Raw genomic sequence first — 14,480 nt, 5'->3', positions numbered from 1 at the left:
CCATTCTGCTGTTTCTCTCTGCGGCTCTGCGGGAGAGTGTTTTTTTATCAAACGACGGCACGAAGCGATCTCCGCATTCGACGTTCGATGTTCAAAAAAAGCTCCTGCTGATTGAATATCTTGCCGGACCGCTCCGGGTCGCTCGGGCAAAGCCCGAGGTGTAATTAACCGCAATTAGGTCGTTGCAGATGATCTAAACGATTTTTAAGACAATACAGGCAACGGCCAACACCACTATCCATGCGCCTGAAATGCACCACAGCGCATTCTTCCAGTTACGACCAAAATATCTTTTAGAAGATTGAACGACCCAGGTCCAATTGAACCAGATGTGGATAATCAGCAGCAGCAATAACAGTATTGAAAGATAAAGATGAATATTCCCCCAATCATGCCGGTGCAGCCCCAGAAAATATCTGGCGCCGCGGCCGGTCCTGCCATCGGGGATAATGAAGGCCAGCAGCAATCCGATCATGGCGATGGAACACATATCGACAAATAAGATCACATCGACAACATATTTTATGGAATTCTTTTTCATTTCCGCTTCCGCTTCAAAAGCAATTCGCTGACGATGACAGGCGCGACCGGTGGCAATAGAATCAGCGCCTTGATGGCAGCCGTTCATAGCAGTGGTTGCAGCAGTTATCGCCCTGCATCAGGGTTTTTGTGCGTTTCAGGATCATATCCGGTGAGAAGGCCGCTGCTTCACCAAAATCAAGGGCGCAGTGCATGGCATAGCCGATTTCCGGTTCACCCTGCGCGATGTAGAATTCCGCATACTTGCAGTTGGTAATGTGCACCTCGAATTTTTCTTCCGTATCTTCAAGCACCTCGTATTCCAGCAGGCTTTCATCGGCTGAAGTGACACCGAATGCGGAATGGTTGAATATATCAGAAGGCCGTCCCGACGCATTTTGCGACCATTGCCGTATCCATGTTTTATGGACCTCCAAACGCGCCTGGCTGGCGATCTCGATCGCCTCTTCACCGAAACGCTCTTTGAGTTTCTTCAGAATTTCCAGCTGTTCGGTTAAATGATGGCGTTCTGCATTCCAATTCATACCCCCTCCAAATAGCGCGGTTGGCGACCGGGGTAACCGGTATTTTAGTGCAGATGAAAAATCCTATTTTTGCCTTACCGGCCTGAATGACGGTGAAATCCTTTTCGCCGCGTTCGAACAACGATGGATGCCAAAGCGCTTATTTCTGTCACTCGGTCTGTCGCCGCAAGGTCTTGGGCGCCTGTCCTGGCCAGCCGAACAGCCGGATATGCGACCCGTATATCCGGTGGCGTGAGAGGGGAAAGCCGCGAAACGGCTTCCTGTCCCGCTTGGGCAACCCGCTTAATTATCAAGCATTGATTATGATTGACAACTGTCACGTGACTGTTTACAGTGTCTCCATGATAAAATCATTTGCCAATAAGGAAACCCAACGGTTATTCGTTTCTGGCAAATCGAAACGCATGCCTTCCGATTTATTACGAAGGGCAATAAGACGTTTAGAATTTATCCATTTTGCAAATGACATAAATGACCTTTTGGTGCCACCCAGTAACAGGCTTCATGCTTTAAAAGGCGACAGGAAAGGCCAACATTCAATATCGATAAATGACCAGTGGCGAATTTGTTTTCGTTTTATCGAAGGCGATGCTTACGATGTTGAGATTACCGATTACCATTAAGGATAGATAAAATGGCTATACCTAACTCATCAAAGCGAGAAATCAGGCCAACTCACCCCGGCGAAATGCTTAGAGAGGATTTCATGCCGGACTATGAACTCAAAACGACTTCCATGGCAAAAGCCTTAGGTGTATCTCGCCAGACGATAAATGAAATTTTAAGAGAACGACGTGCGGTAAGTCCTGCTATGGCGTTAAGATTGTCTCGTCTTTTCGGCAATTCGCCCGAATTCTGGTTGAATGTGCAGCATTCATGGGACCTTTGGGATTCGGAGCAACGCTACAGAAAAGAATTGTCTCAAATCCAACCGTTGAATGCCGCATGATTTAATAGTTGACTGTAAAATCCATTTACCCCTTCGTCACGGGCCGAGCATCGCAGCCATCGGCGGAAGTTGGGTCTGTGGCTGTCTGAGCGCAGCGAGTTCCACAGACCCCGCCGATGGTGAGAAGCGCAGGAAGCAACCCGTGACGCGGGCGGATTCTTTGCAGGCGTTCACAGGGCACCGCATCTGCTTCGTTACCGGGCATTCGAAGTACCACGTGTACGTCTTCATGCCCGACGCCTTGCAACTGCGACCCCTTGTAACCGCCTGAAATTCGGTGCTTTCAATGCATTGATTATTTCAACCCTATGAACGGATAGGATTCTTTTGTTTCGTTTTCTTGGCCGTTCAAGAAAATGAAAATACCACAAACAGCCATCCATATTCTCAGTTTCCGGACGTTTACCGGATGATTCCTTAAACCGCTCTTTTTGACCCCGAAAACATCGATTAAAAGCCAAAAAAGCGCCCTGTTTTTGATCTGAATCCGCGTAATCATCGAGCTTGGTCCGACCTCGTATCCCTCCTGTATCCACACTGATGTATATTGACAAGCCTTATTTGATGTGTATTAATACACACTATGAACAGCCGGAAAATCATTCAGATACTCAAACAAAACGGCTGGTACGAGGTTGCCAAAGTTGGTTCTCATACTCAATTCCGGCATCCACAAATAAAGGGGCGAGTTACCGTGCCACACCCTAAAAAGGATTTGCCGATAGGCACATTGAAAAGCATCGAGCGCCAATCGGGAATTAAGTTCAAATGAGGTAATATCATGGCAAATTATATCGCTATTGTTCACAAAGAGGCCAAATCTGATTTTGGCGTATCTTTTCCAGACTTTCCTGGTTGTGTTACAGCCGGGCAAACCGTTGACGAGGCCAAGGATTTAGCCCAGGAGGCGCTTGCCCTCCATATAAACGGAATGGTTGAAGACGGCGATCAATTGCCGTCCCCGTCCAAACTTGAAGATATCATGGCTGATGAGGATTCCGCTGAGGCCGTCGCCTACCTTGTTGTTTCTGTTCCGGATACCAAACCCCGCACCGTAAGGGTGAATATTACTGTACCAGAGATGACCCTTAAACAAATTGATGCAGCTGCAAAGAAACGGGGAATGTCAAGATCCTCCTTTCTCGTTCACCTCGCGCAGAATGAGATCCATTCACATCATTCCCAGCAATCGGCATAGCATTCACCCAAACTGAGCGATTCACCTTTTTCGGAAATGTCGAATGGACTCGATTTCATTTTGTTGAATGTATAGACCCCGTGTTCTATTAATTCATCACCCCAACTCCCCCCGACCTGGCTGGTGCCATACAACCGATTGAGCCAGAGGCGAAACCATTTGCCCCTTCGTCACGGGCCGAGCATCGCAGCCATCGGCGGAAGTTGGGTCTGTGGCTGTCTGAGCGCAGCGAGTTCCACAGACCCCGCCGATGGTGAGAAGCGCAGGAAGCAACCCGTGACGCGGGCGGATTCTTTTGTTTCGTTTTCTTGGCCGTTCAAGAAAATGAAAAAACCTCCAGCCGTAATCCATACTCCCAATTTCCGGACGTTTACCGGATGATTCCTTAAACCGCTCTTTTTGACTCCGAAAACATCGATTTAAGACCGAAAAAGGGCCCTGTTTTTGATCTGAGCCCGCGGCAAAAAATCATCGAGCTTGGTCCGACCCCGTATCCGACCCCGTATCCTCTTTGTCTAAGTTTAAAAGCAAAGGGCCCCTTGTCTCCTTGATTAGATAATTAGAGGCGTCCCCAAAATTTTCCGGTCTCAAACTGAGAAGCGCGGTAGGCTCCAATGGCCTTGATAGGGGGGAGCGTGAGCGGAGCCTGTCAGGTCCATTGGAGCGAAGCGCAACCGCAGAAAATGGTTATGCAAAAGAATGTTGATCTCTGGGAATTGGTTTCAGGCGATTAATCTGTTTTGCCTCAGGACTGTTCATTGCATGCCAAAGATCCCAATCCTGTTGCAAGCCCAGCCAGAAATCTGCGGACATACCCAAAACACGGGAAAGTCGCAATGCCGTATCAGGCGTTACCGAACGTCTGCCTTTAATAATTTCGTTGAGACGAGGGTAAGAAACGCCAAGGCAACGAGCGAGTTCTACTTGTGTAAGGTCAAGCGGCTTAACGAATTCCTCGAAAAGCATTTCCCCAGGATGTGTCGGGGGACGATTCCGAGGCAGCCGCCTCCCAACATCAGTGGTAATCTGTGATTTCGATCTCGTAGGCATGGCCTTCCTCCCATGTAAAACAAATTCTATATTGTTGATTAATGCGGATTCTGTATTGACTCTCTCGGTCGCCCTTCAAGCGTTCCAAGCGATTTCCAGGAGGCACTTTAAGTTCATTGATCTCCCGAACTCTGTTGATTTGATCCAACTTCCGGCGAACAACTGGCCAAATAGATTGAGGGCAGCATCTTCGAGCTGCTTGAGATGCCATACCATCAAAAATATCCTCTGTGCCAGAAGACTTAAAGGCTTTTATCATGGGTCATATTATAATGGGGTCCGTTATAGTTGTCAAATTATTCGCAAAGTATGCATAACGCCGCGGTTGAGCCGCGAGCATCGCAGGTTTGAGATGGCTCGCAAGCGCTGATTTCAAACTGAGAAGCGCAGTCATAGAAGGAAAGGTTCGTAAAGCTTAAAAGAATGTCCCTATTGTGCCTCGACAACCGATACGACCATCGGATTGAGCCAACGGCGAATCTATTTACCCCTTCGTCACGGGCCGAGCATCGCAGCTATCGGCGGATGTTGGGTCTGTGGCTGTCTGAGCGCAGCGAGTTCCACAGACCCCGCCGATGGCGAGAAGCGCAGGGGGCAACCCGTGACGCGGGCGGATTCTTTTGTTTCGTTTTCTTGGCCGTTCAAGAAAATGAAAAGAACCTCCAGCCGAAATCCATATTCCCGATTTCCGGACTTTTACCGGATGATTCCTTAAACCGCTCTTTTTGACCCCGAAAACATCGATTTAAGACCAAAAAGGGGCCCTGTTTTTGATCTGAACCCGCGGCAATAAATCATCGAGCTTGGTCCGACCCCGAATCAAACTCCCGAATCAACCCCGAATCACTTGGTCTGGGCAACCCCGAATCACCATACCACATCAGCAAACCGTATGGACTTCATCAAGAAACCGGTTGGGAAAAGACCGTATCAATCCTATGCTTGAAATCACCAAGTCATGGTGGTATAAATAACCGTCTTTGTGCTGTTTCTTTTCCTCTTGCTCCAGATTTATTTCTTCCATCAATCTGATTCGCGAACTCGCTATCGGTAATTTAGGTTGTGATGGGAGCTAATTATGTTAGGAGACAAGCCCAAAACCGCTCAAAAAGTTCGCTTCAGATACATGCTATGACAACACGGGTTAACATAAATCCAGAGATACTTGTCTGGTCCAGAAGGGTTGCTGGACTTGTACCCGTTAACGCTGCAAGAAAGATAGGAACAACACCTGAAAGGCTGGATGCTTGGGAGAACGGTGACGCCTTACCAACAGTGATACAACTACGTAAGATTGGTAAGGTATATCATAAGCCCGCGGCATTTTTTTATTTAGAGACTCCACCCCCCCTTCCTCCTGAGATTCCTGACTTTCGAAGGCTACCAGATGCATTCATAGAGAAATCGCCTGAGTTGCTGTCTCAAATCCAAATTGCTCGATCCAAAAAAGAAACAGCTATCCAGCTATACGAACAGTTGGGGCACACGCCTCCCGACGTTGACCTATCTATCCAGAAAACTGAAGGAACAACAATCATCGCGAATAAGCTGAGGGACTACCTGTCCGTTTCTCTTGAAACGCAAATGGGTTGGTCTGACAAATATGAAGGTCTTCGCGGATGGATTGAGGCGCTTGAGGCTAAGGGTGTCATGGTTTTCCAGTTCAGCGGTGTATCAACAACTGAAGTCCGTGGGTTTGCACTTAGCGAACGGCCTGTCCCTGTAATCGCTATCAATGGTTCTGACAGTCCGCTTGGAAGGATATTCACCGTCCTTCATGAGTTTGCCCATATTGCTGCAAACGAGGGTGGACTCTGCGACCTTCACAACAACCATGAAGGCTATAACTACATTGAACCATTTTTTAATCAGATTGCTGGTGAAATTTTGGTCCCGTCCTTTTCACTACAGGCGCAAGAACAAGTGCGCGTCAACAACACTGAGGAATGGGAAGATAGAGACCTCAGTTTGCTTGCCAAACGATTCACTGTGGGCCGCGAAGTTATACTTAGGCGATTGTTGTCGCTGGGTCTCACTACTGAACGATTCTACAGGATGAAAAGGGGGCAATACTTAGACCAGTATAAGCGAATGAAGAAAGCAAAAGGATTCCTTGCACCTCATAGAAAAGCGCTAAGGGATAGCGGGAAAGCCTTTACCCATCTATTGTTCAACGCCTATTACAACAACGTACTATCTGCAAGGGATTTCTCAAAGCACCTTGGGAATGTGAAACAAAAGCACATCAGGACAATAGGTCATGAGTTGGGGATCGGTTATTGATGTCGAGCACCTATTCAATAGATACCAGTGCCTTCATACACGCTTGGAGAAGGGACTACCCTCCTGATGTTTTTCCAAGTGTGTGGTCAAAAATGGATGAACTGGCATTCTTAGGCCAAATAATTTCTCCTGAGGAAGTGCTGCTTGAGCTTGAGAGAGGTGGTGACAGGCTATACGATTGGGCTAAGAACAATGAAACAATATTTCAACCCTTCGACGCTGATATGGAGTTGGTGGTAGCAGACATTGTGAATCGTTGGCCCTCCTTTCTCCCAGACCAAAGCCATGACGGAATATGGGCTGATCCATATGCCATAGCATTAGCTAAGGCTCGTGGTGCTATTGTTGTTACTGGTGAGGTTCCAGTAGGAAACAACGCGAAACGCCCCAAGATTCCGAATGTGTGCCGAGATTTGAATATAAGGCACACTACATTTCTTGAGATGCTTAGAACTGAAGGTATCCATTTTTAGACGGTCCTTCAGAGCCTTCCGTGAAGTATAGCTACCGCATCTCAGTAGTACTGAGAGTCAGGAAGCCCACGAACACTGAACCATCAAGGGATACTGGCTCTCTTGCTTGGGACCCTTTGCCACCTTTTGAGTTAAGGAAAGAAGTGGGTGGGTGGGAATCTAGAATATAAGTAGAAAGGTCGGCTCTACCCGAATCCCGAGAATGAATGTAGGCAATGCCAATGTGAAAAATTGACATTATAACGATAATAACGAACGACGATTTGATGATGCCCTTTTTGAGACCATTCATTATTTTGACCATAGGCTTTACCTCCTTTTCAGTTTCAGAAAAGTTACATTGCCTACAGTCTTCCTCAGGAGCCACCAAGCACTCACTTACGTGAGCATCGGGAATCGAGTACAACCGACTTTTCGGTTAAGCTTACTACACTAAAAGCCACGTAATGTCAATAATATAAAACCGTTATTATTCTCACCATACACGCTTAAAGGCTTTCATTTCAGACCCAAAAATGTGAACCGGTATCCTTTTTACGTGACGTAGCCGTTTCCCCCGTAGGCCCTCGCCAGTGCATCTAATGGAACACGCGCACGTACTATCTTAAGTACGACCGGCGGTCGTCGTTCTATCAATAATATATCACTGCTGCTGGTCGCTCCAATCCTGACGAGCATCTACCCTTGACTTTCGGCCTCATCCGGTTCACCATTCTCAGAGAAAACACCCTCAAATCGCACTACAACTCCTCTCCTTACCATTCCGACTTTGAATGGAAACACGCCGGTCTCTCGGCTGAACCTTCCTTGATACTGCGAATCAAAGAATTATTCAGATAAATGACCGAAAAGGTGGGATTTACAGCATGAGGACAACGAGAAAAGGCGGTAACGTGGCTATCCGCTTGTCGGCTGACCCCATAGGGAGACGGTTTTTCTGCGTGATGGTTACGGGGAGCATCCGGGTGAGCACATGGTAGCTGGCGGCGCGAAGTGGGGCCGCGCGGGTAGCGTTGACGGCCAGGGGCAGTCCATCCATCCCCCGTCGCAGTCGTGTCCGATATTTACGTCACCTTCCTCAGGTATCGCAAGCCCTCACTTTAATCTTTTTCCTCTCCAATTCCAGACAAAATTGTTGTATAGATCGACAAAACCGAAAGTTCTGTTCCGACGTTTCTGCGTTTTTATCGCCGTGACCGGTCCGAACTATTCAAAACGCTCCTGATACCCGGCACTTAACAATCGTCCGATACACTGGCAACGCGCTTGCAGAGGTTTACTGCGGTCTGAGAGACGCAGCCAATGCATGTCCATAATGGCTTACATACACATTGAACATGAAAGGAAATGGAATGAAGCGATTCAACGGGGGGGTAAGCGGTTTCGGGTTGTCCGTGTTGTTTCTGGTCGTGGCGATGACCATCGGCGTTGCGCCGGTGGCCGTGGCTGCCGAACCGCTGAAAGTGGCGGCGGTGTTCGAGACCCCCATCGAGGAGCCCTGGGTCAACCAGATCCACGTGGCCCTGGTCAAGGCCAAAAAAGAGCTGGGCATCGTCTACGACTATTCCGAAAGCGTCAAGTCGGCCGATTTCGCCCGCGTCATGCGTGAATACGCCGAAAAGGGCTACCAGCTGGTCACCGGTGACGCCTTCGGCGCCGAACGGATCGCCCGCCGGGTGGCCCGCGACTATCCGGACGTGGCCTTCGTGTTCGGGTCGGGCATCGGCCCGGCGGAACCCAACTTCGGTGTGTTCGACAACTGGATCCATGAACCGGCCTACCTGTGCGGCATGATCGCCGGAAAGATGACCAGGACCAATACCATCGGCGTGGTGGCGGCCATGCCCATCCCCGAGGTCAACCGGCTCTCCAACGCGTTTTACGCCGGGGCCAAGGAGGTCAACAAGGACGTGACGTGCAAATTCTCCTTCATCGGTTCCTTCTTCGATCCGCCCAAGGCCAAGGAAGCCGCCCTGGCACAGATCGAAGCCGGTGTGGACGTGATCTATGCCGAGCGCTTCGGGGTGGTCGAGGCGGCCGTCGAAAAGGGCGTTCTGGCCATTTCCAACATGTCCGACCAGTCCAGCCTGGGTCCGGATACGGTGATCACCGGCCCGGTGTGGGACATGTGGCCCACGGTGAAGCAGGCCATCAGCCTGGTCAAGGCCGGCGTTTACACCGCCCAGGACTTCGGCGGGTTTTCCTACATGTCCAAGGGCGGCTCCTATCTGGCGCCGTATCATAAATTCGAAACGAAGCTGCCGGCGGAGGTTAAAACGCTGATTGAAAAGCGCACCCAGGAGATTCTGGACGGGACGTTTCGGGTGGATATTGATGAATCCATACCCAAATCCAATTAGAAGCTGCCTTAAAAAAATCTTCCAGCCCAATATCGGCGTTGGATCCACGCTTCGAATCCTCGACATACTTCACGTATGCCTGCGGTTCGAAGCGTGGATCCGCCTTGATCTTGAGCCGGAATCCAATTTTTAAGATCAGCTTCTGGTAAATATCCACCCAGAAACGGCATCTTTCGACTATTAACCGCAGAGGCGCAGCGTTCGCAGAGAAAAACAATCCTCTGTGTCTTGCCTCTGCGTCCTCAGCACCTCTGCGGTGAGTACAAGTATGGAAACGAAATGGGAAGCCCCATGCACGATCAACCGCCGCTGCTGGAAATGCGCGGCATCACCAAGCGCTTCGGTTCCGTCACGGCCAACGACGGCATCGACCTGACCCTGTCCGCCGGAGAGATCGTCGGGCTGCTGGGGGAAAACGGCGCCGGCAAGACGACCCTGATGAACATTCTTTTCGGCGCCTACGACGCGGATGAAGGCACCATTCGTATCGACGGCCGGCCGGCGGTCGTCCGCAGTTCGGCCGACGCCCTGGCCCTGGGGGTGGGCATGGTGCACCAGCACTATCACCTGGTGCCCTCCCACTCGGTGCTGGAAAACCTCATGGTCGGTCAGTCCGGGGGCCGGTGGCGGCGCAAACGCAAAAAAATCCTGGACCGGATGGACGAGATCAAGGGGCGCTACGGACTGCATCTCGACCCGTTCGCCCTTGCCGGCGACCTGACCGTGGGCCAGCAGCAGCGGCTGGAAATCATCAAGGCCCTGGTCCGCGGCGCACGCATCCTGATTCTGGACGAACCCACGGCGGCCCTGACGCCCCAGGAGGCCCGGGGGCTTTTCGGGGCCCTGAGATCCATGGCCGACAACGGCATGGGGGTGATTTTCATCAGCCACAAACTGCACGAGGTGCGCACAATCACCACCCGGGTGGTGATCCTGCGCCAGGGACGGGTGGCCGCCGCCGTCGACAACGATGCGCACACCAGCAAACGCCAGCTGGCCGAACTGATGTGCGGCCGCACGGTCAGTCCCCCGGAAAAGCGGCCCGTGGCGCGCGGCCCGGTCGTGCTCGAACTGGACGGCATCTCCACCAACGGCGGTTCACGCATGGGACTCAAGGGAATCCGCCTGAAGGTCCATGCCGGCGAGATCGTCGGGGTGGCCGGGGTCTCCGGCAACGGGCAGCGCGAACTGGCCGATATCCTTGCCGGTGTCCTGACCCCGGCCGCGGGCCGGGTGAAGATCGACGGAACCCCCGTCAATCCCCTCTCGCCGCAGAATGTGCAGCGGCTGGGCATCGGCCGGATTCCCGAAGACCGCATGGGCACCGGGCTGATCACCACCTTGCCCCTGAGCGCCAATATCGTCCTGCCCCGCATCCGTGAGCGGCGCTTCAGCCGGTTCGGTTTTCTCAAGCCGGGCGCCATCCGGCGCTTTGCCCGCAACCGGATCCACCAGTTCGGCATCAAGGCCGCCCGCAGCGGCATCCGCGCCGGTACGCTTTCCGGCGGCAACCTGCAAAAGGCCCTGCTGGCTCGGGAACTGGCCTGGAACCCGCGGGTCCTGCTGGCGGCCCAGCCCACCCGGGGGCTGGATGTCTCCGCGGCCGGCTTCGTCCATGGCCAGTTCCTTCAACTGCGGCTCAAAGGAAGCGGCGTGCTGGTGATCAGCGAGGATCTGGATGAACTCTTTCTGCTGTGCGACCGCATTGCCGTGATGTTCGAAGGCCGGATCATGGAGGTGATCCCCATCGAAGCGGCCAGCGTGGAACGGGTGGGCCTGCTGATGGCCGGCGTACGGGAGGCGGCATGATCGGACTGACCCTGGAGAGCCGGGAGCAGACCCCGGTGTGGCTCAACGTGACCCTGCCGCTGCTGGCCGTGGGGGCCACCCTGGTGCTGTGCAGCGGGCTGATCCTGCTGGCCGGCGCCAATGTGTTCACGGCCTATTCCAAGCTGTTTCTCAGCGCCCTGAGCACCCGCTTCAACCTGGTGGAAACCGCCGTCAAGGCGACGCCCCTGGTCTTCACGGGGCTGGCCGTGGCCGTGGCCTTCAGGGCCCGCTTCTGGAACATCGGGGCCGAGGGGCAGCTGCTGGCCGGTGCCATGGCGGCGGCCTTTGTCGGCGCCAGGGCGTCCCTGCCGGCCTGGTCCCTGTGCCCGTCCATGATTCTGGCCGGTGCGGCCGCCGGCGCCCTGTGGGCCATGATTCCCGCCGTGCTGAAATCGCGCTTCCAGGTGGATGACGTGGTCACCTCCCTGCTGCTCAATTTCATCATTTTCTATGGCATGATGGCCCTGCTGGACGGGCCCTGGAAGGACCCGCTCAGCGGCTACCCCGATTCGCCCGATATCCGCATGGACGCGGAGTTTCCCATCCTTTTGCGGGCCACGCGGCTTCACCTGGGGGTCCTGCTGGCCGTGATCGCCGCCGGGGGCACGTGGCTGCTGATGAAGCGGACCACCCTGGGGTTCGGTCTCCAGGCGGTGGGGGAAAACCCGGTGGCCGCCCGCTATGCCGGCTTCAGCGTGACCCGGGTGATCCTGCTCACGGCGGTGGTTTCCGGGGCCCTGGCCGGACTGGCCGGGGTGGGCGAGGTGGCCGGGCTGCATTTCCAGGTCATGGCCGGGCTCAGCCCGGGGTACGGCTATACCGGCATAGTCATCGCCATGCTGGCCCGGCTCAACCCGCTGGGGGTGGTTCCGGCGGCCTTTTTCTTCGCCGTGATCATCACCGGGGCCGAGGCCATGTCCCGGGCCACCGGGGTTCCGGTGTTCCTGGCCGACGTGATGCAGGGCACGGCCCTGATTGCCATGCTGGTGGCGCTGCTGTTCACCCGTTACCGCCTGAGGATACGACGGTTTTCCCATGGATGAAATTTTATCTCAGCTGTTCCAGGTCGGCTTTTTCGCCGCCCTGATCCGCATCGCCACCCCGCTGGTGTTCGCCACCCTGGGGGAGCTGTTCGCCGAACGGGCCGGCATTTTGAACCTGGGCATCGAGGGCATCATGATGCTGGCCGCCATGACCGGCTTCTCGGCCACCTATTTTTCCGGCAGCCTGTGGCTGGGAGTGCTGGCGGCCATGGCCACCGGCGTGCTGGCCGGCCTGCTCATGGGCCTGCTGACGGTGAGCCTGGGCCTGAGCCAGCATGTGTCGGGCATCGGCGTCACCCTGCTGTGTTCGGGGCTCTCTTTCTTCTTCTATCGCCTCATCTTCGGCCAGCCCTCCTCCATTCCCAAAATCACGGCCTTCAAACCCGTGGCCATCCCCGGCCTGTCCGCCATTCCCGTGGTCGGGCCGGTGCTCTTCCAGCACTTTTCCCTGGTCTATATCGCCTTTGCCCTGGTGCCGGCGGCGGCCTGGGTGCTGCGGCGCACCGCCTGGGGGCTGAACCTGCGCACCGTGGGCGAAAATCCCCACGCCGCCTTTACCGCCGGGGTCAGTGTCATGGCCGTACGCTACCAGGCCCTGGTCCTGTCCGGGGCCCTCATGGGCCTGGCCGGCGCCTTTCTCAGCATGGCCCAGTACAACGCCTATACCTTCGGGGTCATCTCCGGCCGCGGCTGGGTGTGCATCGCCCTGGTGGTTTTCGGCCAGTGGAATCCCTGGAAAAGCATGGCCGGCGCCCTGCTGTTCGCCTTCATCGACGCCCTGCAGCTCAGGCTGCAGGCCAGCACCATCAACCTGCCCTACCAGGTGTTTCTGATGATGCCTTTCGTGCTGACCATCGTGGGCATGGCCCTGGTGTCCAGAAGCGCCAGGGCGCCGGCGGCCCTGCTGGTGCCCTTCAGAAAGGAGGAACGCTGATGCTCGACCTGATCGTTCGCAACGCCAGCCTGCCCGACGGCCGGACCGGCATGGATATCGCCGTTCGAAATGGACGGATCGATGCGCTGGACCGGGCCATGGACGCCGCGGCGGACAGGGAGATCGATGCCGCTGGATACCTGGTCAGCCCGCCCTTCGTGGACAGCCATTTTCACATGGACGCCGCCCTGAGCTACGGCCTGCCGCGGGTCAACCGGAGCGGCACGCTGCTGGAGGGCATCGCGCTGTGGGGCGAACTGAAGCCCAGCCTGACCGTCGAGGCGATCCGGGACCGTGCCGAGAAGCTGTGCCGCTGGGCCATCGCCCGGGGCACCCTGGCCATCCGCAGCCATGTGGACGTGTGCGACCGCCGGCTGCTGGCCGTGGAGGCCCTGCTGGCGGTGCGCGAACGGTTCAGGCCCTACATCGACCTGCAGCTGGTGGCCTTTCCCCAGGACGGGGTGCTGCGCAGCCCCGGCGCCATGGAGAATCTGAAGCGCGCCCTGGACATGGGCGTGGACGTGATCGGCGGCATCCCCCACTTCGAGCGCACCATGGGCCAGGGGGCCGAATCGGTCCGGCTGCTGTGCGAACTGGCCGCGGACCGCGGGCTGATGGTGGACATGCACTGCGACGAGAGCGACGACCCCTGGTCGCGGCACATCGAGACCCTGACCTTTCACACGCAGCGCCTGGGGCTGGAGGGCCGGGTGACCGGCTCCCATCTCACCTCCATGCACTCCATGGACAACTACTACGTCTCCAAACTGCTGCCCCTGATGGCCGAGGCCCATATCCATGCCGTGGCCAACCCGCTGATCAACATCACCCTGCAGGGCCGCCACGACACCTACCCCAAACGCCGGGGCATGACGCGGGTCAAGGAGCTTATGGCGGCGGGCGTCAACGTGGCCTTCGGCCACGACTGCGTCATGGACCCGTGGTACAGCTTCGGCTCCCACGACATGCTGGAGGTGGCCCACATGGGGCTGCACGTGGCCCAGATGACCGGCACCGACCAGATCCGGCAGATGTTCGATGCGGTGACGGTCAACGGCGCCAGGGCGCTGGGGCTCGAGGGATACGGCCTGGAGCGCGGCTGCCGGGCCGACCTGGTGATTCTCCAGGCCAGGAGCGTGCACGAGGCCCTGCGCCTCAAACCGGCGCGGCTGCACGTGATCCGCGGGGGAAGGGTGGTTGCCGGCACGCCGCCGGTGGTCAGCCGGGTGGAACTGGAAGACGGGCCGGTGGAAGTGGATTTTTTGCACAACTCATAGAGAGAAAAGCCAGCGGCCA

The 14,480-nt window shown here is 55.1% G+C and carries 15 protein-coding genes; 11 read left to right on the top strand and 4 right to left on the bottom strand.

The features are described 5' to 3' along the window. Positions 1–193: 193 nt before the first annotated feature. Positions 194–628 (bottom strand): DUF4405 domain-containing protein, encoded by a 435-nt coding sequence (locus DSCA_RS19610; RefSeq protein ID WP_155318037.1) that lies wholly within the window; start codon positions 626–628, stop codon positions 194–196. Beyond that, a complete protein-coding gene (locus DSCA_RS19605; protein WP_155318036.1) occupies positions 603–1,064 on the bottom strand; it encodes an L-2-amino-thiazoline-4-carboxylic acid hydrolase in 462 nt (153 codons plus the stop codon). The genes DSCA_RS19610 and DSCA_RS19605 overlap by 26 nt, the downstream gene beginning before the upstream one ends. Positions 1,065–1,150: 86 nt before the next feature. Between DSCA_RS19605 and DSCA_RS33065 the strand changes: the two genes are divergently transcribed. The 4 genes from DSCA_RS33065 to DSCA_RS19585 all read left to right on the top strand — a co-directional run bounded on the left by DSCA_RS33065 (position 1,151) and on the right by DSCA_RS19585 (position 3,211). Then, positions 1,151–1,687, top strand: a complete 537-nt coding sequence (locus DSCA_RS33065; protein WP_331457108.1) for a type II toxin-antitoxin system RelE/ParE family toxin — start codon at positions 1,151–1,153, stop codon at positions 1,685–1,687. Between the two features lie 11 nt (positions 1,688–1,698). Next, positions 1,699–2,013 carry a HigA family addiction module antitoxin gene (locus DSCA_RS19595; RefSeq protein WP_155318035.1) on the top strand — a complete coding sequence of 105 codons (315 nt, stop codon included), beginning with the start codon at positions 1,699–1,701 and terminating at the stop codon, positions 2,011–2,013. A gap of 583 nt (positions 2,014–2,596) precedes the next feature. Further along, complete coding sequence (locus tag DSCA_RS19590; protein ID WP_155318034.1) at positions 2,597–2,785, top strand: type II toxin-antitoxin system HicA family toxin; 189 nt, start codon at positions 2,597–2,599, stop codon at positions 2,783–2,785. A gap of 9 nt (positions 2,786–2,794) precedes the next feature. Then, positions 2,795–3,211: a type II toxin-antitoxin system HicB family antitoxin gene (locus DSCA_RS19585; protein WP_155318033.1), complete on the top strand. Its 417-nt coding sequence runs from the start codon at positions 2,795–2,797 to the stop codon at positions 3,209–3,211. Between the two features lie 687 nt (positions 3,212–3,898). Here DSCA_RS19585 and DSCA_RS19580 read toward each other — a convergent pair. Both DSCA_RS19580 and DSCA_RS19575 read right to left on the bottom strand, forming a co-directional pair. Continuing rightward, positions 3,899–4,261 (bottom strand): HigA family addiction module antitoxin, encoded by a 363-nt coding sequence (locus tag DSCA_RS19580; protein WP_155318032.1) that lies wholly within the window; start codon positions 4,259–4,261, stop codon positions 3,899–3,901. After that, positions 4,227–4,472, bottom strand: a complete 246-nt coding sequence (locus tag DSCA_RS19575) for a type II toxin-antitoxin system RelE/ParE family toxin (protein WP_231716546.1) — start codon at positions 4,470–4,472, stop codon at positions 4,227–4,229. The genes DSCA_RS19580 and DSCA_RS19575 overlap by 35 nt, the downstream gene beginning before the upstream one ends. Before the next feature lie 854 nt (positions 4,473–5,326). On the opposite strand from DSCA_RS19575, the gene DSCA_RS19570 reads away from it, so the two are divergent. From DSCA_RS19570 to DSCA_RS19540, 7 genes are all read left to right on the top strand, one after another. Next, complete coding sequence (locus DSCA_RS19570; RefSeq protein WP_155318030.1) at positions 5,327–6,544, top strand: XRE family transcriptional regulator; 1,218 nt, start codon at positions 5,327–5,329, stop codon at positions 6,542–6,544. Then, positions 6,544–7,017 (top strand): DUF4411 family protein, encoded by a 474-nt coding sequence (locus tag DSCA_RS19565; RefSeq protein ID WP_155318029.1) that lies wholly within the window; start codon positions 6,544–6,546, stop codon positions 7,015–7,017. Before DSCA_RS19570 ends, DSCA_RS19565 begins: the two co-directional genes overlap by 1 nt. A gap of 1,352 nt (positions 7,018–8,369) precedes the next feature. Next, positions 8,370–9,377: a BMP family protein gene (locus DSCA_RS19560; RefSeq protein ID WP_197904632.1), complete on the top strand. Its 1,008-nt coding sequence runs from the start codon at positions 8,370–8,372 to the stop codon at positions 9,375–9,377. A 291-nt stretch (positions 9,378–9,668) separates the two neighbouring features. Continuing rightward, positions 9,669–11,186, top strand: a complete 1,518-nt coding sequence (locus DSCA_RS19555; RefSeq protein ID WP_197904631.1) for an ABC transporter ATP-binding protein — start codon at positions 9,669–9,671, stop codon at positions 11,184–11,186. Continuing rightward, positions 11,183–12,250 (top strand): ABC transporter permease, encoded by a 1,068-nt coding sequence (locus DSCA_RS19550; RefSeq protein ID WP_155318027.1) that lies wholly within the window; start codon positions 11,183–11,185, stop codon positions 12,248–12,250. Before DSCA_RS19555 ends, DSCA_RS19550 begins: the two co-directional genes overlap by 4 nt. Beyond that, on the top strand, positions 12,243–13,184 hold the full coding sequence (locus DSCA_RS19545) for an ABC transporter permease (protein ID WP_155318026.1): 942 nt from the start codon (positions 12,243–12,245) through the stop codon (positions 13,182–13,184). The genes DSCA_RS19550 and DSCA_RS19545 overlap by 8 nt, the downstream gene beginning before the upstream one ends. Beyond that, entirely contained in the window at positions 13,184–14,461 is a 1,278-nt protein-coding gene (locus DSCA_RS19540) for an amidohydrolase family protein (RefSeq protein ID WP_155318025.1), read from the top strand. Before DSCA_RS19545 ends, DSCA_RS19540 begins: the two co-directional genes overlap by 1 nt. The last annotated feature ends 19 nt before the right edge of the window (positions 14,462–14,480 follow it).

Origin of the sequence: Desulfosarcina alkanivorans (assembly GCF_009688945.1) — a bacterium.
Taxonomy (GTDB): Bacteria; Desulfobacterota; Desulfobacteria; order Desulfobacterales; family Desulfosarcinaceae; genus Desulfosarcina; species Desulfosarcina alkanivorans.
The sequence above is the reverse complement of the archived record's forward strand: the minus strand, read 5'-3'. Positions and strand labels throughout refer to the sequence as shown.

What these genes read in the sequence shown, in the direction of transcription:
- DSCA_RS19545 (WP_155318026.1), top strand. Translation starts at nt 12,243, where the DNA reads ATGGATGAAATTTTATCTCAGCTGTTCCAGGTCGGCTTTTTCGCCGCC.
- DSCA_RS19575 (WP_231716546.1), bottom strand. Translation starts at nt 4,472, where the DNA reads ATGGCATCTCAAGCAGCTCGAAGATGCTGCCCTCAATCTATTTGGCCA.
- DSCA_RS19595 (WP_155318035.1), top strand. Translation starts at nt 1,699, where the DNA reads ATGGCTATACCTAACTCATCAAAGCGAGAAATCAGGCCAACTCACCCC.
- DSCA_RS19560 (WP_197904632.1), top strand. Translation starts at nt 8,370, where the DNA reads ATGAAGCGATTCAACGGGGGGGTAAGCGGTTTCGGGTTGTCCGTGTTG.
- DSCA_RS19565 (WP_155318029.1), top strand. Translation starts at nt 6,544, where the DNA reads ATGTCGAGCACCTATTCAATAGATACCAGTGCCTTCATACACGCTTGG.
- DSCA_RS19605 (WP_155318036.1), bottom strand. Translation starts at nt 1,064, where the DNA reads ATGAATTGGAATGCAGAACGCCATCATTTAACCGAACAGCTGGAAATT.
- DSCA_RS33065 (WP_331457108.1), top strand. Translation starts at nt 1,151, where the DNA reads ATGACGGTGAAATCCTTTTCGCCGCGTTCGAACAACGATGGATGCCAA.
- DSCA_RS19550 (WP_155318027.1), top strand. Translation starts at nt 11,183, where the DNA reads ATGATCGGACTGACCCTGGAGAGCCGGGAGCAGACCCCGGTGTGGCTC.
- DSCA_RS19590 (WP_155318034.1), top strand. Translation starts at nt 2,597, where the DNA reads ATGAACAGCCGGAAAATCATTCAGATACTCAAACAAAACGGCTGGTAC.
- DSCA_RS19585 (WP_155318033.1), top strand. Translation starts at nt 2,795, where the DNA reads ATGGCAAATTATATCGCTATTGTTCACAAAGAGGCCAAATCTGATTTT.
- DSCA_RS19570 (WP_155318030.1), top strand. Translation starts at nt 5,327, where the DNA reads ATGGGAGCTAATTATGTTAGGAGACAAGCCCAAAACCGCTCAAAAAGT.
- DSCA_RS19555 (WP_197904631.1), top strand. Translation starts at nt 9,669, where the DNA reads ATGCACGATCAACCGCCGCTGCTGGAAATGCGCGGCATCACCAAGCGC.
- DSCA_RS19610 (WP_155318037.1), bottom strand. Translation starts at nt 628, where the DNA reads ATGAACGGCTGCCATCAAGGCGCTGATTCTATTGCCACCGGTCGCGCC.
- DSCA_RS19580 (WP_155318032.1), bottom strand. Translation starts at nt 4,261, where the DNA reads ATGCCTACGAGATCGAAATCACAGATTACCACTGATGTTGGGAGGCGG.
- DSCA_RS19540 (WP_155318025.1), top strand. Translation starts at nt 13,184, where the DNA reads ATGCTCGACCTGATCGTTCGCAACGCCAGCCTGCCCGACGGCCGGACC.